The organism is Chryseobacterium vietnamense, from assembly GCF_031454475.1.
In the GTDB taxonomy this organism is placed as follows: Bacteria; Bacteroidota; Bacteroidia; order Flavobacteriales; family Weeksellaceae; genus Chryseobacterium; species Chryseobacterium vietnamense.
In genome coordinates this window covers 402052-423004 of sequence record NZ_JAVDQX010000002.1, presented here as the reverse complement: position 1 = coordinate 423004, position 20953 = coordinate 402052, and the positions used below count along the sequence as shown (strand labels likewise).

The following is a 20953-nucleotide window of genomic DNA, read 5'->3' as shown; positions in this document are numbered from 1 at the left end:
TTTTTACAATAAAAAAATCCCCGATAGTACTATTGGGGATTTTCTGGCTATTAGTTTATTTACTATTTTTTAATAATTTTCAAAGATTGTGATCCTTTTTCTGTATTTACTTTTACAATATAAACTCCTGCCGTGGCACCTCTCATATCTACAGAGCCTTTTTGAGCATTAATTGTTTCGTTAAGAATTCTCTGACCTGAAACATTATATACTTCCACCTCTTTGATTCTGTTATCATTATTGATATAAAGGAAATCTATAACCGGGTTTGGATAGGCGGTTACCGTGTTCTTTTTCGCTGCTTCATTTACTGCCAGTACTGTTGCCGTAAATTCAAAACTGCCGAGATCCGGTGTCAAAGCATTTCTGGTATTACCATCTGCATCTAATGTTACCTCAGCTACCGGAGTTCCCTTGTTGTCAAGAGCAGTATTTCCTGTAGCAGATAAATGGAAATCAGTTGCTGACATAAATACAGGCAGAACATTCAAAGAGTTCACATTACCTCCAAATCCTGTCTGGATATCAGTAAGAGTAGCTTTTGCGGCACCTCCGATATACCCCAGATTCGTTCCGGCAGAATAGAAATTATTATAGTTAATGGTAGAGAAAACACTGCTGGCTGCTCCGGCATAAATGGCATATCTTTCACCTGCCTGGGTTTGGGTATTGACAAAAAGATTATTTCTCACATCAATACCTCCGGCACCCGTTACCCCACTTGTGATATTTAAAGCGGACGGCCTTCCGGCAACAGTCTGGCTAACATCCATCACAACAGTATTATAATAAAGTTTATATCCACCTCCAGCGGTAATGATAATTCCGTTTCCGTTGTCATTTACACCTCCGGTGGTAGCATACCCATATCCGGCTACACCACTCACAATATTATTGGCAACCAGAGTATTGGAAGTAAGACTTGTTGTTGCTAAATATATTCCCTGTGCTCCATATCCGGATGTATTGGTATTTTTGATCCCGGTTATTTTATTATTGGTAATAGTCATGCCGGTCGTTAACGCACCTCCTGCATAAATTCCGGCAAACAGCGTTCCTGTTCCACTGGAATTAAAATTGGAGATCGTATTTCCTTTTACAATAATATTAGCAGCCGCAGAAGCTCCTGTACTCCCTGAGGTAATCGTTATTCCGGCAGCACCTCCTGCACCCGTTCCGGTATACCCAAGATTGGTAATAGTATTTGAAATAATTGAAGAATTGACTGTTGCTGTGGCAAACCAGATTCCTCTTTTAATTTCAGCATTGGTCGTTTCAAAATTCCCTAACGTGTTGTTACTTACCGTTACTCCATCGGCACCCTGAACATAAATTCCTCCTAGACGGTTGGCATCTGCTCCCGAAGCACTTATATCATTACCTGTAACCAATGTATTAGCTCCATTACCAGCAGCTGTAGCAGCAAATAAATAAATTCCCATATAAGCTTTCTTCACCGCATTATTCTGAATGGTAACATTATTAAAGAAGCCTCCCGTAGGTGTTGTTGCTCCATCATACATTACCAAAGCTGACGAATTATTCATTCCGTTGATAATATTAAGATTTTTAACCATAATATTAGTATTGGCTGCTGCTGCAGAAGCTGCAATAAAGGTAAGTACCTGCGGTGCTGTAACAGAAGTATTGGTAAGCGTAAGATCTCTTGTTGTTCCTGAAGCTGTATTGCTTCCATCCAGGGTAATATTACTCCCCAGTATTCTTACTAAAGGGGCACTGGCAATATCACCGGAAATAGCCGCTGTAACTCCCGCTGCAGGTTTGATTGCAACTGAGGTGTAGCTCGTCGCTCCGCCGCTGGCATTCAGACTAGCGGTGGCTGTCTCTGTTGTGTTCGCTGTGATACTGATTGTAATAGCTCCCTGGTGTGTTCCCGCATTAATGGCATCAAATGCTCCTTTTAACGTGGTGTAGGTTCCTGTAGCAGTTCCTGCTGTGGCAGAAATATTCACTTGTGAATAAAAATTTGATGAAACCAAAATTGCCATCAAACAAAATAGAATTTTTCTCATGACATTAATTTTTATTATACTAAATATAAAAAATAATTATCAATAAAATTCAACAAACACTGATAATCAATTAAATATATTAATGAAAAATTAAACATAATATCATAAAATCCTTTAAATAACCTAACACAAATAAAACATAATACCACATATTAATTTATAAAATATTGTTTTTTAAGAATTTCGTAAATTTGCAGCATGATAAAAATAGGCAACATAGAACTGCCGGAATTTCCGCTTTTGCTGGCTCCAATGGAAGACGTAAGTGATCCTCCATTCAGACGTTTGTGTAAAATGCATGGTGCAGATTTAATGTATTCGGAATTTATTTCTTCCGAAGGGTTGATTCGTGACGCTATCAAGAGTCGTAAAAAACTGGATATTTTCGATTACGAAAGACCCGTTGGAATACAGATTTTTGGTGGAGACGAAGAAGCTATGGCTATGTCTGCTAGAATTGTAGAAACAGTAAATCCTGATCTGGTAGATATTAATTTCGGGTGTCCTGTAAAAAAAGTTGTTTGCAAAGGAGCAGGAGCTGGTGTTTTGAAAGATATTGACCTCATGGTACGTCTTACAAAAGCTGTTGTAAGCTCTACTCACCTTCCTGTCACGGTAAAAACCCGTTTAGGATGGGACAGTACCAGCATTAATATTGATGAAGTAGCAGAACGTTTGCAGGAAACAGGAATTAAAGCTCTTACGATCCATGCAAGAACCCGTGCTCAGATGTATAAGGGGGAAGCAGACTGGGAGCATATTTCAAGAATTAAACAAAATCCTAATATTGAGATTCCCATTTTTGGAAATGGTGATATCGACTCTGCAGAAAAAGCATTAGCGTATAAACAAAAGTATGCATGTGACGGTATTATGATCGGACGTGCTGCCATTGGATATCCATGGATCTTTAATGAAATCAAACATTTCTTTAATACAGGAGAGCATTTACCTGAACCGACCATTTCAGACCGACTGCTGGCTGTACGTCAACATGCTGAATGGAGTGCCGAATGGAAAGGAGAAAGATTAGGATTGGTAGAAATGAGACAGCATTACAGCAACTATTTCCGTGGAATCCCTCATTTTAAGGAGTTCAGAAAGAAATTCCTGGAAGTTTTCACCATGGAAGAAATGGACAGCTTGATCAAAGAAACCCAACAGTTCTACGAAGAGTATCAGGCACAGCTATAAAAATAAAAAACCATCAGCAAACTGATGGTTTTTTTTTATATTGAGAATCTAATTTAGTATCCTTCTGATGAGGATTCGCTTTTAATTAATCCCAGCGCTGAAGAAGTTCCAATTCTTTTAACTCCCATTTTGATCATTTTCTCAGCATCTTCGGGAGTTCTTACTCCACCTGCTGCTTTTACGGGAAGTTTGCCAGCGTTGCTGAGCATAATTGTTATTCCTTCAAAGGTTGCTCCGTTTGGCTTTCCTTCGGCAGTCTGATAAAATCCTGTTGATGACTTGACAAAAATTTTCGACAATTCATTTTCAGAGAAATTTTCTTCTGCCCAGGTAGAAATCTTTTTGGTAAGATCTGCAATTTGTACATCCGTTAAGGCTGCAATTTCAATAATCCATTTTGCAATTTTATGATGCTCAAGTGATAATTGGGTACATTTTACAAATTCTTCTTTTACCAGTTCTAAATTCCCCTGTAGATAAGCCGTATAATTAATAACGAAATCTAATTCATCTGCTCCGTCTTCTATTGCTTTTAAAGCTTCTGCAAGTTTCTCTTCAATAGAATACGTTCCTTCGTGGAAACCTATGACAGTTCCTACTACAACATTTGAATTTCTTTCCTGAATATATTTCTTGATCTCAGATACATAATCCGGTCGAATCATCACGGCAAAAATACCATTGTCTATTGCTTCCTGAGCAAGTTCTTTATCTTTTTGAAGTGTTTCTTCGTGGGAAATACCTGACTGTTCTGGAGTTTTCAGGTAAGTTGAATCCAAATATTGGGCTATGTTCATATTGTTATACTTTCAATTGTCTGTAAATACCTTGTTCTAAAGATATAAAAGTTTCTGTTCTCGTTACTCCCTTCAGCTTTTGAAGCTTACTAAGAATCTGCATTAAGTGATCATTGTCTTTACAAAGCACTTTCAGGAAAATAGTATAATTTCCTGTAGTATAGTGGGCCTCCACTACTTCGTTGATATCATGCAAAGACTTTACCACTTCCGGATAATGGCTTGGCTGATCCAAAAATACACCGATGTAGGAAATCACTTTGTATCCAATTTTCTTAGGGTTAAGAAATGATATTGAATTTTCAATAACTCCTGCATGTTCGAGTTTTTTGATTCTTTGATGCACTGCAGTGGTGGAAATTCCGACATTTTTTGAAATGTGGGCTAAAGAAGTTTTAGCATTATCCATCAACATGTAGATGATTTCTTTGTCAATAGAATCTAAATGGTAGCTTGTGTTGCTCGAATTTTTCATTTTCTACTTTTTTATTATTTATGTTTTTTAATGTAAATTTTTAAATTTTACAAAAACCGGAAAGTGATCGCTGTATCCTCCTAAATACCGTGTACCAGCATATGTTCGGAAAGGTCGTCCTTCAAAATTTCTGGTTCTGCTGCGGATTTTTTCAGAATTAAATATATGGGCATCCTGAAAAGCCAGCGTCTTATTATCAAGCAAAGATCTTGACATAATGATCTGATCATACAGCAATCCAGATTTATAATGAAAAGTAGAATAATTTCTTGTAGAAAACAATTGCTGAAAAGGGTTCATTAAAACCTTCTCATGGTCATTGTCATAGAGAATCTGTACTAAATTTTCATCATCCGGGTTTTCGTTAAAATCACCACACAATATAACATGCTCTTTATCAGCATTTATAATTTTCATAATCCGTTCCCGTACTTCATTCAATATAAAGGTTCTTTTAGGTTTATTGATATCTTTTTCGCGTTTAGAGGGAAGATGCGCGATAAAGACATTAATAATTTCCCCTTTATATTTTATTTTTGAAAAAAGTACGTCTCGGGTTGTGTCGTAATTTTCTGTGTTTTTATTTACTATTTCAAAAAAGAAAGTAATGGTTTCTGAGTCCAGTACCTCTACTTTATTTTTATCATATAACATGGCTACATCCACTTTTCTTTCGTCCATAGAGTTGTAATGTACAATTCCATATTCCGAATTAAAGGGGTCCATCTCCACAAGATCTTCTAAGACTTTCCTTCCGGAAACTTCAGATAATCCTATTAAAAATGGTAATACATCATTCTCCTCCTTCATCAACTGAAATACGTGAGAGATCTTGAAAAGCTTATTTCTATATCTCTTTTCATCCCAATTCCTTAATCCTGACCGGGTAGGATCTAATTTGTGGACAGGTTTCGGATCGGGTAAAAATAAATTTTCAACATTATAAAAAGAGAACAGCTCCATCTACACTAATTTCTATACTTTTAATTTATTATGTTCTTTTTACTATGATGTAAATTTATTATTTTTTTTCAAATTTCCGTGATTTACCTCTAAAACGGTAAATCAATTTCCAATAAAAAACAATTCAAATATAGTAAAAAATACTAATGAAGTAAGTCATTATGAATTAATTTTTCAACTATCCTTTAGTTTCGATATATTAATCAAAATTGAGACAATATATAAAATCCGGGATAATAGAAATAAATTTTCAAATTAAAATCGAAAACATTAATATTTTTCGCACTTATCAAAATTACAACAAAAATTATTCCATTTATCAACAACAAATGGAATTAAATAAGGATGCCAAAATCAGACAAGTTCTGACAGTTTTCCTTTACAATAAATCAGGACGTTTTTCCTTTGTGATTCTTACGGCTTCATCATGGCGCCATTCTTCAATCTTTTTAAAATTCCCGCTCAGCAGGATCTTGGGAACATCGAGACCTTTATAACTTTCAGGCCTTGTATAGATAGGTGGAGAAAGCAGATCATCCTGAAAACTGTCTGTCAACGCGCTCTGTTCATCATTCAAAACTCCGGGAAGCAATCTGATAATCGAGTCCGCCAAAACGCAGGCTGCCAGCTCTCCTCCGGTAAGGACGTAATCTCCGATTGATATTTCTTTTGTAATATGAAGGTCTCTTACTCTTTGGTCTATTCCCTTGTAGTGCCCGCAAAGAAAGATCAGATTGTCTTTGATAGAAAGTGAATTGGCAATTTTCTGGTTTAGAGTAACCCCATCCGGCGTCAGGTAAATAACCTCATCATAATTTCTTTGAGATTTAAGCTCTGAAATGCATTTATCCAGCGGTTCTACCATCATTACCATTCCTGCTCCGCCTCCGTACGGCTCATCATCTATCTGTCTGTGCTTATTGATTGCCCAGTCTCTCAAATGGTGAAAATGTACTTCTACCAGCCCTTTATCCATTGCTCTTTTCAAAATAGAAGTTTGGAACGGACTTTCCATCAATTCCGGAAGTACGCTTATTATGTCAATTCTCATTGTAATGTTCCGTTTTTCTTAGTAGGTATAATAATTAATCTTAAAGAAGAATCTTTGTTGATATAGCTCCACATCCAGTTGAAGAATATGGCCAGCTTATTTCGAACGCTCAAAATTAGCATTAAATGGAGAAACATCCAGAAATACCATGCGAGAAATCCCTGAAATTTTATAAACGGCAGATCGACAACAGCTCTGTGCTTCCCAATAGTCGCTAATGAACCTTTGTCATCATACTCGTATTCTTTCCATTCTTCCTGACTTTTCTTTAAAAGATTTTTACCTAAATTTTTTGCCTGATTAATGGCTACGTTAGCTACCTGAGGATGTCCCTGTGGATATTTTGGTGTTTCCATATAGGCAATATCTCCGATGGCATAAATATTATCGTAACCCTGTATTTTATTATATCGATCTACAATATATCTGTTTCTTACTAATTTTTCTTCCGGGAAACCTCCTACTACATTTCCTGTCACTCCGGCTGCCCAGATGACATTATTGGATGGTATTTCTTTTCCGCTTCTGAGGTGTACTTTATCCCCGTCATAGTCTGTTACTACTTCTCCGCTCAAAAAAGTGACTCCGAGATCTTTGAGGTATTTCTCAGATTTTTCCTGCGCCTCGCTGCTCATTACAGCCAGTGGTTTTTCTGTGGAACTTACCAGGATAATCTTGAGATGATCAAAATTCATGTAAGGATAATCTCTTGGAAGGATGTCTTTTTTCATTTCAGCAAAAGCTCCTGCCAGTTCTACGCCGGTGGGGCCGCTTCCCACGATTACAATATTCCAGTTTCCGTCATCGCTTCGGCTTTTTTCAATAATCAGTTTTTCAAAGGTCGTCAAAACATGATTTCGGATACTGATGGCTTCCTGGGTATTTTTCATTCCGAAAGCTTTTCCTTCCAGATCTTTATTTCCGAAAAAATTAGTTTTACAGCCCGTTGCAATGATGAGTTTATCATAAGTAAATTCTGCTTCGTCGGTAATGACTTTATTATTGGCAGGGTCTATTTCTTTCACCTCTGTCATACGGAACTGTGTGTTTCTGGACTGCTGAAAAATCTTTCTGAAGGGAAAAGAAATGTTGGAAGGTTCTATCCTTCCTGAGGCTACCTGATAAAAAAGCGGCTGAAACATATGGTGGTTCATCCGGTCGAGAACAATGACCTTTTTGTTCTTGTTATTCAATGTTTTTGCAAGCTGCAGCCCCGCAAATCCTCCTCCAATAATGATGATTTTTTCGCGTGTTTCCATAATACACAAATTTACTGATTTTATTTAGCATTTAGCAGTGAAAAAAGTTAGTTTTGCAAAACTTTATGACACCTAAAAAGTACACCAAAAAAACTGCCAAACAAGTCCATAAATCGCGACGGAAGAAGTATTTTTTCCGAAGGTGGGTGATATTGGCAATTTTACTAATAGCATTAGTAGGAACAGGACTTTATTTAAGGCAGTCCGTCAGTTATTACTATGCCTTGTACTTTAATAAATTTAAGCATAAAAAACTTCATAACAGTGAAAAAGAGGCTGCAAGAATTCAGAGAATTTTGGCCAGCAACCTTGACAAGACCTACGGCTTTGATGTTTCGCATTATCAGAACCGGGAAGATATCAAATGGGACAGTCTCAGCATCGGAAATAAAACAATTCCACTGGAGTTTGTGGTAATGCGTGCAACGATGGGAAACCGAAGTGCCGACAAGCATTTTGATGAATTCTGGGAAAGTGCTAAAAAGCATGATCTGATCCGGGGTGCCTATCATTTTTACAGAGCTGATGAAGATCCTGTGATCCAGGCCAATAATTTTTTAGAGAATGTAAAACTTGAAAGTGGGGATCTTCCTCCGATTCTTGATATTGAAAAGATTCCGAAGCGTAAAACCAACAAAAAACTGATTGAAGACCTGAAAGTATGGTGTAAAATTGTAGAGGACGCCTATGGTGAAAAGCCCATCATCTATACGTACTACCATTACTATAAAGATTTTCTGAAAGGCGAGTTTGAAGGTTACCCTTTATGGCTTGCCAATTACAATGATGTTCCTTCTCCTTCACCTGATGATGAATGGGATTTCTGGCAGTTTACGGAAAACGGGATTGTTCACGGCATCAATGCTAAAGTGGATCTTGATATTTACAATGGTAATTCGTGGTCATTAAAAAGGCTGACGCTGGATTAAAAGAAGAAAATGAAAGCAGAAAAACAGGAGTTGATAAAATGTCAATGAGCCAATTTTTAAAATAAACTGAGTGATATCACTTCCACCTTCCTGCTTCCAGCCTTTACTTATCTAATCAGTTTTTCCTAAAAAATTGAGAATATCTGTATTGAGCTGATCTGCATTTTCAAAGGGAATCATATGGGTGGCATTGCTGTAGATTTTTAGTTCAGCATTGGGAATTTCTTTAGCAATAAGTTCGGTATGATCACGTTTGATAACATCATTATCACCTGCAATAACTAATACTTTATTTCCAATTCTATTTAAATCTTTCTTCGCGATGCGCGGCTGTGTCAGCATAATTTTCAAAAGTCTTTGTTCATTAAACTGTTCAGGTTTTTTCAGTTCTTTCAACACCAGCATTTTATTTTCAAAATGATCCGTAAGCCTGTTGTCTACTCCATCAGGAAATGCATTGGCTCCAATTGTGATGAGCTTATTCAGTTTTTCGGGATATTTCAGGGCAAATTCCAGTCCGGTATTTCCGCCATCACTCCAACCTGCAATATTTACTTTATTGAGCTTTAATTGGTCTGCTACTGCTTTTACATCATCAGCAAACATTTTGTAAGTAAAATCTTTTTTAGAAGAATCGATGCTTTTCCCCTGCCCTCTCGTATCTATGGCAATTACTTTATATTGCTTTGATAAAACAGGAATCTGCTGATAGAAATCTTTAATACTTCCGGAATTGCCATGAAGCAGAATCAATGGTTCTCCTTCACCGTAGATTTCATAATACAGATTGGTATCCTGAAGTTTCAGATAATTTCCCACGACCTTATTCTGGCCATATACTGTTTGCTCTGACTCCTGGATATATTTTGATACATCAGGCATCAGTGCTACTGCACTATCATCTACAAATCCGTTTTCATCATCCGTATTTTTATCTCCGTTTTTATCCATTTTCACGTCAATATTAATAGCAGGTGCAGCAATGGTCATTTTTTGCCAGTCACCATAAAATTCTCTTATAAATCCGGTTCTGAACAAAGCAGCACTGATTTTAATTCTTCCAGCAAAATCTTTTAAAAACTGTATCCCTATGAAAAATTTTCCATGCACCCAGATATTACGATCATTCACATCCAGTGTATAAGTTCCGTCCTTGATCATATTTTCAGTAAGTTCTACTGTAATCTCTTCTTCAAGAATATTCTTGTCCGGAAAACCGTTTTTCTCACTATAAATACTATACCTCATCAGAACCGGCTCGTTAGAAACATAACTGGCTATGTTCAGATTAATATTTTTAATTTTTGATCTCTTTTTAGCATTGAATTCCAATGCTGTTTCTCCGAGAAAATTTTTCTTATCAAATTCCGGATTAACGAAATAAGTAACGCTTTTCGTCTTTGTATTGACTCCCCAGTTTTTATCTACAAGTTTCTTCGCTTTAACAGTAATCTCTTTGATATTTTTAGTTTTCTCTGTTAAAAATATTTTTTGCTGATCATGTTTTTTAAAGTCCTGTACTGTTTCCTGATAAGAATCAAATCCCGGTACTTCTATCTTTATTTTCTGCTGGGGATCTGTATTGGAAAGATCCATTGAAAAGTTCCCTTTTTCATCAGAGATCGTTCCGATTGATTTCTTTTCAATTCCGATTTTCACATAAGGGATCGGTTGGTTTTCATTTTTAGAAATGATGGTTCCGGAAATAACCTGGGCATGGAAGGCTGAAGCTGCCAAAAAGAAGAATAAAGTATGGTATATTTTCATGTTAAAAGTTTGACGCAAACTTATTTATTTTCAACAGGCCGCCGTCACAATTCTTTATTAAATTTATTCTTCCCTTAGTTAAAATTCTTTTAAATATTTTTTGTTTTTTTACAATAATCATAAAAATATTTAAATTCCTTTCATTTAAAGAATACTCATAATTTCTTCCCATGAATGAACTCTTTCGTACGTTTCATTTTCTATCAGTTCATTATGAGGTTGGGTAAATATCAGTCTCTGCCCCGAAAAATGATCTAAATTTTTAGGATAATCATCAATCATGATATCTCCTGATACTACTTTTTTACTTCCACAAAGAACAATCTGTTCCCAGGTAATAAATGGAAAATGCTCTGCCAGCCAATCATACTTTTCTCTTAAGCTGTTCGGAAACTCCATTCCGGCCGAGACAATATAGAGTTCATATTTATTGTTCAGATATTCTATTGCTTCACGGCTTCCTTTCATTAAAGGCAGTGTTCTGAAAAACCCTATTTCGTTAACATGTTTTTTTCCATTCGGAAAAGATTCTATTTCAGGCTTACCAGCCAAATCACTGATTTCAATTTCTCTTCCGGTATCTCTTTTTTCAAATTCTACCAGCTGATGATATACATCCGCCATTACCCCGTCCATATCGACAATAACTTTTTTCATTGTTTCCATCAGATTCTTGTATTATGTATTACTGTTTTAAACTGTATATTTTATTGTTACTGATCAAATTTACTGATTAGTTTTTGCAGGCAAGGGACACAGTCTATTAAAAAATCATAAATATTCATTTTTATAAGAAGCGTTCCGGAAAGTTTTATGGCTACATTTTCGTATTTTTGCGACTCAGTTAAAAATTAAAATCAAACTATTAATTCCCAATGAATTACGTTTCTGCAGAAAATCTTACCAAATCTTACGGCATCAAAGTTTTGTTTAAAAATATCTCTTTCCACATCAATGAAGGAGATAAAATAGCTATTGTTGCCAAAAACGGAAGTGGAAAATCTACCCTTCTGAAAATATTAATGGGTAAAGAAATTGCAGACAGCGGAACTGCGATCATCAACAAAGATATCCAGGTGGTATTATTTGACCAGGAAATTGATTATGATCCAAAGCTCAGCATTGAAGAATTTATGATGGCGCTGGATTCGGAACCTATTCTTGCGCTTAAAAACTATCATCAGTCCCTTCATTCTACAGATAATGATTTTATTGAGAAAGCATTGGCTGATATGGAAGTTCATAAGGCCTGGGATCTGGAAAATGAAATGAAACAGATTCTTTCCCAGCTTAAAATTACTGACCTGAATGCTAAAATGGGCACTCTTTCCGGAGGGCAGATCAAACGTGTTGCTTTAGCTAAACTTTTAACGGAAACAAGAGCTGAGCACAGGCACACCCTTCTTATCATGGATGAACCTACCAACCACCTGGATGTGGATATGGTAGAATGGCTTGAAAATTATCTGAACAAGGCAAAAATCACCTTATTACTGGTAACCCACGACCGATATTTCCTTGACAGTGTTTGTGATATTATCTGGGAAATGGAAGATCAGAATCTTTATGTTCACAATGGTTCTTATGCTACTTACCTTGAGAACAAGATGATTCGTGAGGAAAACCTTAATGCCACAATTGACAAGGCCAACAACCTTTACCGAAAGGAACTGGAATGGATGCGAAGACAACCAAAAGCCAGAACCACTAAATCAAAAAGCAGAATTGATGCTTTCTATGAAACTGAAAAGGTTGCCAAAACCGATACCAGAAAAGACGGACTGGAACTGGATTTTGAAATGAAACGTCTCGGAAATAAAATTCTTGAACTCAAACATATTGACAAGAGCTTTGGACCTAAAGTTCTTTTAAAAGATTTCAGCTACCAGTTTCAACGTGGAGAAAAGGTGGGGATCATCGGAAAAAACGGGGCGGGAAAATCTACCCTGCTTAATATCATTCAAGGGTTGGAAAAAGCTGATAATGGTGAAATTGAAACCGGAGAAACTATTTCTTTCGGTTATTTCTCACAAAAAGGGCTTACCTATAAAGATGATGAGCGTGTAATAGATTTCATCAAGGAAATTGCAGAATTCTATCCTTTAGCAAATGGTAAAAGCTTATCCGCATCACAGTTCTTAAGATTGTTCTTATTTGATGATCAGACACAATATTCTCCTATCTCCAAACTTTCGGGAGGTGAAAAGAGAAGACTTCACCTGATGTATATTTTGTATCAGAATCCTAATTTCCTGATTTTTGATGAGCCTACAAATGATCTTGATCTTCCCACGCTAACGGTTCTTGAAAACTTCCTTCAGCAATTCCAGGGATCTTTGATTATAGTTTCCCACGACAGATATTTCATGGACAGAATTGTAGATCATGTACTGGCTTTTGAGGGCAATGGAAAAATTCGTGATTTTGTAGGGAACTTCTCAGAATATAGAGAAGCCAGGAGCCGTGAAGAAGCATTAGAAAAAAATGCAGCGGTAAAACCTGAACCTGTAAAAGAAATAATTTCTTCAGCAGAAGTTACTCAGTCTTCGAATTCTAAAAGAAAACTCACTTTTAAAGAGCAAAGAGAACTGGAAACCATTGAAAAAGAAATGCCTGAACTGGAAGCACAGCGCTCTAAAATTCTGGAGCAGCTCAATAACGAAGCTGATTATGAAAAAATCGCCACACTTTCTTCAGAGTTAGAAACGGTTTCAGAAAAACTGGAGAACCACGAAATGAGATGGCTGGAACTTCAGGAAATCCTTTAATAATGATGAGTTAAAAATTATGAATTATGAATGAATTTAGAGAGTTTGAGAGCAAACGAGTTGAAGACTTCTAATCACAACCGTATCAACCTTGAACTTTAATCCTTAAACTTTGAATCTTGAATTCCTTCATAATTCATAACTTATCATTTATAATTGAATAACCCTTTCTTCTTTAGCACTTTCTAAGGAAGCATCAATGATTTTCATATTCTGAATAACTTCTTTTCCGGGAGATGGTAAAGCATATCCGAAAACAATGTGTTCATAAATCTGCTGGTAATAATTCATATAGTTTCCCGCTTCACTGGAGGTAAGAATTCTTTCTGTTTCAGAATCATCATTCAGGTAGTTTAAAATTCCGTCCGGTTCTTTTAGCGGCTGTGTCCATTCTTTACCATATTCAGGAACGGCACCTGCAACCAGTTCATTTTCCTGATTATCGGTTCTTTCCTGCAGGAAAGTTCCTTTGTCTCCATGCACTGTATAGGCATAATGCCCTTCTTTACTGAAAACAGATGATTTCAGTCTTACTCTAAGATTATCTTTATAGAACAAGAGAATTTCAAAATAATCGTTAGCAAACTCAGCTCCTTTCATAGAAAATACATCGGCAAAAAGTTTTTCAGGATATCCAAAATACTGAACCGCCTGATCTACAAGATGTGCTCCCAGATCATGAAGTGATCCTGACCCCACCTGATCCGGACTTTCCTTATGCTGTTTTCCACTGGCAGTAGTACGGAATCTGTCAAAGCGGATTTCAGCTTCTTTAATATTTCCTGTTTTCTTATCATTCAGGATTTTTTGAACCTGTAGAAAATCACGGTCGAACCTTCTGTTTTGATATACACTCAAAAACAATCCTTTTTCTTCCGCCAATTGTACCAGCTCTTCTGCTTCGGCAACATTGACTGTAAAAGGTTTTTCTACAATAATATTTTTTCCTGCTTCCAGTGCTTTTTTGGCGTACTCATAATGGGTCTGAACCGGAGTATTGATAATCACCAATTCTACATCTGCCTGCTGAAGCATTTCTTCCACAGAACGGTAGATGGTTGCATCGGGGTATTTCTCCTTCGATTCTTCCTTACTTCTTTCTACTACCGCAGACATAAAAAATCCCGGATGTTCCTTTAAAAAGGGAGCATGAAATACTTTTCCACTCATTCCAAAGGCACAAAGCCCTGCTTTTACCAATTGCATATTATAATTTTTAACAAATATCATAAAAACTCTTCAATATTATCAAAAGCTTGTGACAAAGTCAAAGTTGAAATTCTACATTTTCGACCATTTCTCTTTCAAATACATATTAATTAGTACAGTAATAAAGACAGAAAATTCTATTTTTTTCTTAGTATTTACCTGAAAATACGTACAAATACCCATTTTATCCTATTTTACAACAAGGGCGTTTAAACGTAAAAAACTAAATTTCAGCACATTAATGAAAAACGTTTAACTGATAAAATACGCCAAAATAGGAATTTTTAAAATACCATCCCAAAAACCCTTTATTTAAAGGAAAATTTGATAAATGTTGAAAACTTTTTAAAAAAAATCACAAACGTTTTATTAACTTTGAGATACAAATAAACTCGAGCGCTAACTCGAGTTTATTTTGAAATTCCAAAATGGAAAATATTAATTCGTTTCTGGAACTTATAGTAGTTCTTATTCAACTTTTCAAGGAGATCAAACCTTTAATAAAGAAAAAGCAATAAGATCTGTTCTAGTAAAAGCCTCCTACTTTAGGAGGTTTTTTTAATTAATTTGTTGTTTTGTTGAGACAACAAATTGATATAACAAATTTATAAAATTTTGTTACATAACAAAATTTTTATATCATCATTTAATGTTTCTGCATTATCTACAATATTTAAGACCGCTTAAAACATCTCAACCATAGTTAACAATAATCTTTGGATCTATAGAAAAAGTTACCTCGCTATCTACATAAAATTCAAAGATATACTTTTCCTTTCTTAAGATATAATCTATCTTACTATTTCTTAGCTATCAAAAAAACTATTATACTGATTCTTTGCTTTCAAAAAGTATAGAAACAATCCATTTCATTAACTCTGAAAATATGATTTAAATCATGAAATTATTTTTATCTATTCTAAACAAATACTTACATTTGCGCCTTATTTAAAACTGTTCTACATAAAAATAAAATGAAAAGACAATTACTTTCTTTAGGTCTTCTATTAATCGCTGTTTCAGCAAGTTCACAGCTGAAAAACGTTGAAGCAGATACTATCAGAACTCAGACCATTGAGGATATTAACCTTCACAAAACGGGAAATCCTAACCAGGCAAGACCATTATCAACAAAGTCAAATCTGACGGTAATGGAAAATCCTCAGCCCATTGCTATTGTAACGCACGAAATCATTGAGCAGCAACAGGCAAAACAATTGAGTGATGTTCTTCAGAATGTAAACGGAATGTATGTTACTTCATCAAGAGGAAATTCTCAGGACAGCTTTGGCGGACGTGGTTTCATTTTAGGAAATGATAATATCTTCAAAAACGGAACAAGAGTAAACAGTGGGGTTTTTCCTGAAGTAAGTGGTCTGGAAAGAGTTGAAGTTTTAAAAGGGGCAAATGCAATGTTATTTGGTAATGCTGCAGCAGGTGGTATCATCAATATGATTACAAAGAAACCTAAATTCAATTTTGGAGGAAGTATTGGATTAAATGGCGGAAGCTGGAATTCTTACAAACCAACTGTTGATATTTATGGCCCTCTATCAAAAAATATTGCTTTCAGAGTAAATGGAGCTTACGAATATGCAGAAAGTTTCAGAGATGTTGTAGAATCAGAAAAATATTATTTCAATCCTTCATTCCTTTTCAATTTAAGCCCAAAATCACAATTGATCGTTGAGGCAGATTATCTTAAGAATAATTTTACTCCTGATTTCGGTCTTGGATCCATCACTAATCCTGATGGAAGTTATAAAATCAATGATCTTCTACCTAAAAATGCTTTCTTAGGAGCGGACTGGCAATATCAAAATGTAGAGCAAGTTTCTACCAATGTAACTTTTAATCACCAGTTCACTGATAAGTGGTCATTAAATGCTGTAGCTTCTTATCAGAACTATACTAAAGACTACTACTCTACTGAAAGAGTACAATGGGGATATGAAAAGAATACAAACCGTCTTTTCTGGCAAAGACCTTTAAATAAAACATTTAACGAACAAAATTACACTTCATTACAAGTTAATATTAATGGAGAGTTCAATACTGGAAAAATCAATCATAAGGTTTTAATTGGTACTGATGGAGACTATGGTGTTCAAAATAACTATACTTACACCAATCCAACAGTTTATGGGACTAATGGTAATACAGCTACCATTAATAATAACCTTTATTTAGATGATTCATCAACTTGGGCTAGTGGAAAAATGCCTGACGCATCTTTAAAAGATAGAACAAGAATCCCTACACAAAGATTTGGTATATATATTCAGGACTTCATAAGCCTTACCAAGCAACTTAAAGTAATTGCTGGTTTAAGATGGTCTTATTTGGAAACAATGACTAATACTAAAAATACATTTTCAAATGATCTTGGAGATGTTGATCAAAAAAATACAGCAATATCTGACAGAGCATTTTCGCCAAAAGCAGGTTTAGTATATATGCCAAACGATAACCTTTCCGTATTTGCAACCTATACCAACTCTTTCGCTCAAAATACAGGAAAAGATATTTATGAACAAGCATTAAAGCCTACTACTATTGATCAATATGAAGCAGGAGTAAAAAAGAATTTCTGGAATAATGCTTTAGCTGTAAACCTGACAGCATATCAAATTGTTTACAATAATTATTATCAAACCGCACCTCAATTAGCAAATGGGCAGGCCAATTCAGATTCATTCTATAAAGAATTCGCAGGAAAAATGAGAAGCCGAGGTGTTGAATTGGATATTACAGGAAACCCAACAGAAAATTTATCAATTGTCGGTGGATTCTCTTATAACAACTCTGTATATCTTGATACACCAGACGGTTTTGGATATGTTGAGAAACAAAGATTGGTAAGAACACCAGCTACAACAGCAAACGCCTCTGTATTTTATAAATTCACGCGTTATGCAAAAGGACTTAAAGTAGGTGCAGGTGCATACTTCATCGGTGACAGATTAGCCGGATGGAATGATACAAAAAATGGTTCTACAGGCCTGGGTGCAAGAAACGGAATCAGCAGATCATTTGCTTTAAAGGATTACACTACCGTAATGGTATCTGTAGGATACGAGTGGAAAAAATTCTCCATCCAAGGGAAAGTGGGGAACCTGTTTAATGTCGAAAACTACAATGTTCACGAGAATTATTCAGTAAATCCGATTACGCCTAGAAATTACTATTTCACATTAACATACAGACTCTAGAATTCTTTATAAAATAATTCTTTCATTAAAAGTGGAGATTGCATTTTTGCAGTTTCCACTTTTGAAATTTAAAACAAAAACAAAACAATAGGATATGGATAAGATTAAAGACACAAGAAGCTTCATGAGAATTACACACCGTTATCTGGGATATTTCCTTGCCGGAATTATGGCTGTATATTCGTTAAGCGGAATTCTTCTGGTGTACAGAGACACTGATTTTCTGAAAAGCGAAAAAAAGTATGAAAAAAATATCGCAGCCAATCTTTCAGAAAAAGAATTGAAAAAGGAGCTTAAGATGAAAGGCCTTGAAGTGGAAAAAACGGAAGGAAGCGTTCTTTATTTTAAACAGGGAACTTATGACAGTGCAACCGGAAAAGCGAAATACACTAAAAAGGAACTGCCTTTTGTATTGGATAAAATGGTTTCTCTTCACAAATCACAATCTAAAGATGCCATCTCTCCGCTAAGCGTATTCTTTGGAGTCTCCCTTTTCTTTTTCGTCATTTCAAGTTTCTGGATGTTTAATCCCAAGACAAAAGCTTTTAAACGAGGTATCAAATTTACGATTGCAGGGCTTATCATTTCTGTGATTCTTTTATTTATTTAAAAAATCAACATAAAATAAAGATTTTATATAATTAATGACATACCACCTGCTTTTATCATTTTATTCTTAAAACATTCATTTTATTTTCTTTATTATTACAACGTATGGAGTCAATAGGTTAAAAAAATAAACTATATCTCACTGAAAATCTTAACGTTTGTTTTGATAAATTACGTAAAATTAAGAGTCTGGCACATTTATTGTTTTTTCTATAATTCGTGAATAATAAACATTTAATTATTAAAATAATAAATTATGAAAAAACTTATTTTAACAGGAATATTAGCCGTAGCAGGCTTAACAGCAACTGCCAACGCTCAGATTCAAAAAGGTAATTGGATGGTAGGGGGTAACCTTGTAGGGGCAAATTTTGGTTTAAATGAAGGTGCGGGATACAACTTTGCAATTCAGCCAAAAGGAGCATATTTCATTGAAGATAATATCGCAGTTGGGGGATACGTAGATTTAGGTTTCAAAGGAGCTAAAGATGCACCCACTACTTTTACATACAATGTAGGAGCATTAGGACGTTACTATCTTAACCCGGGAGAGCAAGGAGTAAACAACTTACTACACCACGGAAGATGGTTTTTCGAAGGTAATGTAGGTGTTGGAGGAATGTCAATCTCTAAAGGAGGTTCTTCATCTAACGGACTTAACTTCGGATTCGGACCTGGTTATTCTTACTTTATCACTCCAAACATCGGATTGGAAGGTTTAGTAAAATATGATGCAAACGCAGGATTCGGAAGCGGTGGATATACTAACAAAATTACTTTTGGTTTAGGATTCCAGATTTACCTTCCGACGTCTAAAGCAAAACAAATCATCAACGACGTTAAGTAATCACAATACTTATAAAAAAATGAAAGCGCCCCGAAAAATAAATTTCGGGGCGCTTTTCGTACAAATTAAAACTAAACTATAAAAAATCAAATAAATCATGTATTGGGTTGAGGAGTATATCTCAGGTACGGCTTTATTTCCGTTACCCCTTTTGGGAATATCTTCCGTGCTTCTTCTGTAGAAATCGTTGGCGGAACAATGACATCTTCTCCAGATTCCCAATTCACGGGAGTAGCCACACGATAGTTATCCACAAGCTGCAAAGAATCCAGCACTCTGAGGATTTCGTCAAAATTTCTTCCTGTAGAGGCCGGATATGTAATAATCAGTCTTACTTTTTTGGAAGGATCAATAATCAGAAGAGACCGTACTGTAGCCGTAGCTGAAGCATTGGGATGGATAAAATCATACAGTTCTGAAACTTTTCTGTCCTTATCAGCAATAATGGGAAACTTTACTAAGGTATTCTGAGTCTCATTAATGTCTTTCACCCAGTTTTGATGGTCTTCTACCCCATCTACACTCAGGGCAATTACTTTTGTATTTCTGGCATCAAACTCAGACTGAAGTTTGGCGGTATATCCCAGTTCTGTTGTGCATACCGGCGTATAATCTGCAGGATGCGAAAACAGAATTCCCCAGGAATCACCCAGATAATTATAAAAATTGATATCACCTGTTGATGATTCTGCCTGAAAGTTGGGTGCTGTATCTCCTAGTTTGATTGACATAATGCTTTCTCTTTATAGTCTACAAATTTAGTAGACTTTTTGGAACTGGCAAATTTTTTGATGAAAATTTATATCTTTAATTAAAATTTTATTCATGGAGAAAACCGGACTTAGGTATGTTGATCTTGTTTATAAGGTATTGGAAAATTGGTACATCACATTTGCTGAACTGACCCCCAAGCTGATTGTCGGAATTTTAGTATTTACCTTTTTCCTGATTACCAGTAAATATTTAAGCCAGGCAGCCGTAAAAATCTTCCATAAATTCTTCCCGAAGAGCAAAAAAGAAAGCTCATTAGTAACTTTAATCAGTGTATTCAGATTTCTGATCATGCTTATGGGAACCTTTATTGCGCTGGAAATAATGGGCTTCAGTGGCTTCCTATGGAAATTTATCGGAAGTTTAGGTGTTGCGGGGGTTATTGCCGGAGTCGCTCTGAAGGATCTTGTATCCAGTATTTTCTCAGGAATGCTGATTGGCATTGATAAGGCTTACAAGGTAGGAGATTATATTACTATTGGAGCCCATTCAGGAACCGTACAGGAAATCGGGTTTCTTACCACGAAAATCCTTACCGATGACGGAAAGAAGGCATACATTCCCAATCAGGTTGTTTTTAATGCTCCTTTTTACAATATTACTGCTTCTCCACAGCGCAGGATTATTTTAAATTTTGAAATTCCGGCTGATGAAGATATCACTAAAGCTCAGAAAGGCATTCTTGATGTAGTTAAAAATCTTGATAATGTGGATAAACTGGATACTGTAGAAGTAATTTTTACAGATTTAAAACAGGGTGCATTTAATCTTCAGGTAAAATTCTGGATAAAAGTAGGGGCCAATCTGGCGCAGGTAAGAAGCCAGGCTTATTTAGGAATCAAAGAGCGTTTTGATGTGGATAAAGTTCAGCTGGTAACGCCTACGAGCATCAGTATTACCAGTGGAGAGACCAACTTACCGGAAAACCATCAGGATAAGTAACAAAATAGATATAAAATAAAGATCATCTCAAACTGAGGTGGTCTTTTATATTGGTTGCTAAGCAAACCTAACAGGTTTTTGAAACCTGTTAGGTTTACGATAACACAATTCTCACTGAAGTTACAAA

Annotated in this window: 17 protein-coding genes; 7 read left to right on the top strand and 10 right to left on the bottom strand. The window is 35.7% G+C overall.

The annotated features are described in order from the left end of the window. Positions 1 to 62: 62 nt before the first annotated feature. Positions 63 to 2033 (bottom strand): T9SS type A sorting domain-containing protein, encoded by a 1971-nt coding sequence (locus J2786_RS11175; protein WP_082002033.1) that lies wholly within the window; start codon positions 2031 to 2033, stop codon positions 63 to 65. Between the two features lie 198 nt (positions 2034 to 2231). Between J2786_RS11175 and dusB the strand changes: the two genes are divergently transcribed. Continuing rightward, complete coding sequence (gene dusB, locus J2786_RS11170) at positions 2232 to 3227, top strand: tRNA dihydrouridine synthase DusB (RefSeq protein WP_047435037.1); 996 nt, start codon at positions 2232 to 2234, stop codon at positions 3225 to 3227. Between the two features lie 53 nt (positions 3228 to 3280). On the opposite strand, the gene deoC is transcribed toward dusB, so the two are convergent. From deoC to J2786_RS11145, 5 genes are all read right to left on the bottom strand, one after another. Beyond that, on the bottom strand, positions 3281 to 4024 hold the full coding sequence (gene deoC, locus J2786_RS11165) for a deoxyribose-phosphate aldolase (RefSeq protein ID WP_047435040.1): 744 nt from the start codon (positions 4022 to 4024) through the stop codon (positions 3281 to 3283). Between the two features lie 4 nt (positions 4025 to 4028). Beyond that, positions 4029 to 4499, bottom strand: coding sequence for an Lrp/AsnC ligand binding domain-containing protein (locus J2786_RS11160; RefSeq protein WP_002976659.1), 471 nt, complete (start codon positions 4497 to 4499; stop codon positions 4029 to 4031). A 27-nt stretch (positions 4500 to 4526) separates the two neighbouring features. Further along, on the bottom strand, positions 4527 to 5462 hold the full coding sequence (locus J2786_RS11155; protein ID WP_047435043.1) for an endonuclease/exonuclease/phosphatase family protein: 936 nt from the start codon (positions 5460 to 5462) through the stop codon (positions 4527 to 4529). A gap of 379 nt (positions 5463 to 5841) precedes the next feature. Further along, positions 5842 to 6513: a tRNA (guanosine(37)-N1)-methyltransferase TrmD gene (gene trmD, locus J2786_RS11150; RefSeq protein ID WP_047435045.1), complete on the bottom strand. Its 672-nt coding sequence runs from the start codon at positions 6511 to 6513 to the stop codon at positions 5842 to 5844. Next, the gene (locus tag J2786_RS11145) at positions 6510 to 7772 is read right to left on the bottom strand and encodes an NAD(P)/FAD-dependent oxidoreductase (RefSeq protein WP_047435048.1); all 1263 of its coding nucleotides are present in this window, start codon (positions 7770 to 7772) and stop codon (positions 6510 to 6512) included. Before J2786_RS11145 ends, trmD begins: the two co-directional genes overlap by 4 nt. A gap of 65 nt (positions 7773 to 7837) precedes the next feature. Between J2786_RS11145 and J2786_RS11140 the strand changes: the two genes are divergently transcribed. Then, positions 7838 to 8701, top strand: coding sequence for a glycoside hydrolase family 25 protein (locus J2786_RS11140; protein WP_047435049.1), 864 nt, complete (start codon positions 7838 to 7840; stop codon positions 8699 to 8701). 111 nt (positions 8702 to 8812) lie between these two features. Here J2786_RS11140 and J2786_RS11135 read toward each other — a convergent pair whose 3' ends face one another. Then, entirely contained in the window at positions 8813 to 10468 is a 1656-nt protein-coding gene (locus J2786_RS11135) for an alpha/beta fold hydrolase (protein ID WP_052187134.1), read from the bottom strand. Positions 10469 to 10612: 144 nt separating this feature from the next. Beyond that, entirely contained in the window at positions 10613 to 11125 is a 513-nt protein-coding gene (locus J2786_RS11130; protein ID WP_047435904.1) for a 5' nucleotidase, NT5C type, read from the bottom strand. Between the two features lie 218 nt (positions 11126 to 11343). On the opposite strand from J2786_RS11130, the gene J2786_RS11125 reads away from it, so the two are divergent. Beyond that, on the top strand, positions 11344 to 13236 hold the full coding sequence (locus J2786_RS11125; RefSeq protein WP_047435052.1) for an ABC-F family ATP-binding cassette domain-containing protein: 1893 nt from the start codon (positions 11344 to 11346) through the stop codon (positions 13234 to 13236). A 150-nt stretch (positions 13237 to 13386) separates the two neighbouring features. On the opposite strand, the gene J2786_RS11120 is transcribed toward J2786_RS11125, so the two are convergent. Continuing rightward, positions 13387 to 14442, bottom strand: coding sequence for a Gfo/Idh/MocA family oxidoreductase (locus J2786_RS11120; RefSeq protein ID WP_047435905.1), 1056 nt, complete (start codon positions 14440 to 14442; stop codon positions 13387 to 13389). 977 nt (positions 14443 to 15419) lie between these two features. Between J2786_RS11120 and J2786_RS11115 the strand changes: the two genes are divergently transcribed. The 3 genes from J2786_RS11115 (at position 15420) to J2786_RS11105 (ending at position 19113) form a co-directional block, all read left to right on the top strand. Further along, complete coding sequence (locus J2786_RS11115) at positions 15420 to 17657, top strand: TonB-dependent siderophore receptor (protein WP_047435055.1); 2238 nt, start codon at positions 15420 to 15422, stop codon at positions 17655 to 17657. 94 nt (positions 17658 to 17751) lie between these two features. Further along, positions 17752 to 18267: a membrane protein gene (locus J2786_RS11110; protein WP_047435058.1), complete on the top strand. Its 516-nt coding sequence runs from the start codon at positions 17752 to 17754 to the stop codon at positions 18265 to 18267. A gap of 255 nt (positions 18268 to 18522) precedes the next feature. After that, positions 18523 to 19113, top strand: a complete 591-nt coding sequence (locus J2786_RS11105; protein ID WP_047435061.1) for an outer membrane beta-barrel protein — start codon at positions 18523 to 18525, stop codon at positions 19111 to 19113. A 95-nt stretch (positions 19114 to 19208) separates the two neighbouring features. Here J2786_RS11105 and J2786_RS11100 read toward each other — a convergent pair whose 3' ends face one another. Further along, complete coding sequence (locus J2786_RS11100) at positions 19209 to 19844, bottom strand: peroxiredoxin (protein WP_047435064.1); 636 nt, start codon at positions 19842 to 19844, stop codon at positions 19209 to 19211. A gap of 94 nt (positions 19845 to 19938) precedes the next feature. Between J2786_RS11100 and J2786_RS11095 the strand changes: the two genes are divergently transcribed. Next, the gene (locus tag J2786_RS11095; RefSeq protein ID WP_047435067.1) at positions 19939 to 20826 is read left to right on the top strand and encodes a mechanosensitive ion channel family protein; all 888 of its coding nucleotides are present in this window, start codon (positions 19939 to 19941) and stop codon (positions 20824 to 20826) included. Positions 20827 to 20953 lie beyond the last annotated feature (127 nt).

Bases quoted from the DNA above. Each gene is read 5' to 3' on its own strand.
- J2786_RS11175 (WP_082002033.1), bottom strand. From the start codon at position 2,033: ATGAGAAAAATTCTATTTTGTTTGATGGCAATTTTGGTTTCATCAAAT.
- dusB (WP_047435037.1), top strand. From the start codon at position 2,232: ATGATAAAAATAGGCAACATAGAACTGCCGGAATTTCCGCTTTTGCTG.
- deoC (WP_047435040.1), bottom strand. From the start codon at position 4,024: ATGAACATAGCCCAATATTTGGATTCAACTTACCTGAAAACTCCAGAA.
- J2786_RS11160 (WP_002976659.1), bottom strand. From the start codon at position 4,499: ATGAAAAATTCGAGCAACACAAGCTACCATTTAGATTCTATTGACAAA.
- J2786_RS11155 (WP_047435043.1), bottom strand. From the start codon at position 5,462: ATGGAGCTGTTCTCTTTTTATAATGTTGAAAATTTATTTTTACCCGAT.
- trmD (WP_047435045.1), bottom strand. From the start codon at position 6,513: ATGAGAATTGACATAATAAGCGTACTTCCGGAATTGATGGAAAGTCCG.
- J2786_RS11145 (WP_047435048.1), bottom strand. From the start codon at position 7,772: ATGGAAACACGCGAAAAAATCATCATTATTGGAGGAGGATTTGCGGGG.
- J2786_RS11140 (WP_047435049.1), top strand. From the start codon at position 7,838: ATGACACCTAAAAAGTACACCAAAAAAACTGCCAAACAAGTCCATAAA.
- J2786_RS11135 (WP_052187134.1), bottom strand. From the start codon at position 10,468: ATGAAAATATACCATACTTTATTCTTCTTTTTGGCAGCTTCAGCCTTC.
- J2786_RS11130 (WP_047435904.1), bottom strand. From the start codon at position 11,125: ATGAAAAAAGTTATTGTCGATATGGACGGGGTAATGGCGGATGTATAT.
- J2786_RS11125 (WP_047435052.1), top strand. From the start codon at position 11,344: ATGAATTACGTTTCTGCAGAAAATCTTACCAAATCTTACGGCATCAAA.
- J2786_RS11120 (WP_047435905.1), bottom strand. From the start codon at position 14,442: ATGCAATTGGTAAAAGCAGGGCTTTGTGCCTTTGGAATGAGTGGAAAA.
- J2786_RS11115 (WP_047435055.1), top strand. From the start codon at position 15,420: ATGAAAAGACAATTACTTTCTTTAGGTCTTCTATTAATCGCTGTTTCA.
- J2786_RS11110 (WP_047435058.1), top strand. From the start codon at position 17,752: ATGGATAAGATTAAAGACACAAGAAGCTTCATGAGAATTACACACCGT.
- J2786_RS11105 (WP_047435061.1), top strand. From the start codon at position 18,523: ATGAAAAAACTTATTTTAACAGGAATATTAGCCGTAGCAGGCTTAACA.
- J2786_RS11100 (WP_047435064.1), bottom strand. From the start codon at position 19,844: ATGTCAATCAAACTAGGAGATACAGCACCCAACTTTCAGGCAGAATCA.
- J2786_RS11095 (WP_047435067.1), top strand. From the start codon at position 19,939: ATGGAGAAAACCGGACTTAGGTATGTTGATCTTGTTTATAAGGTATTG.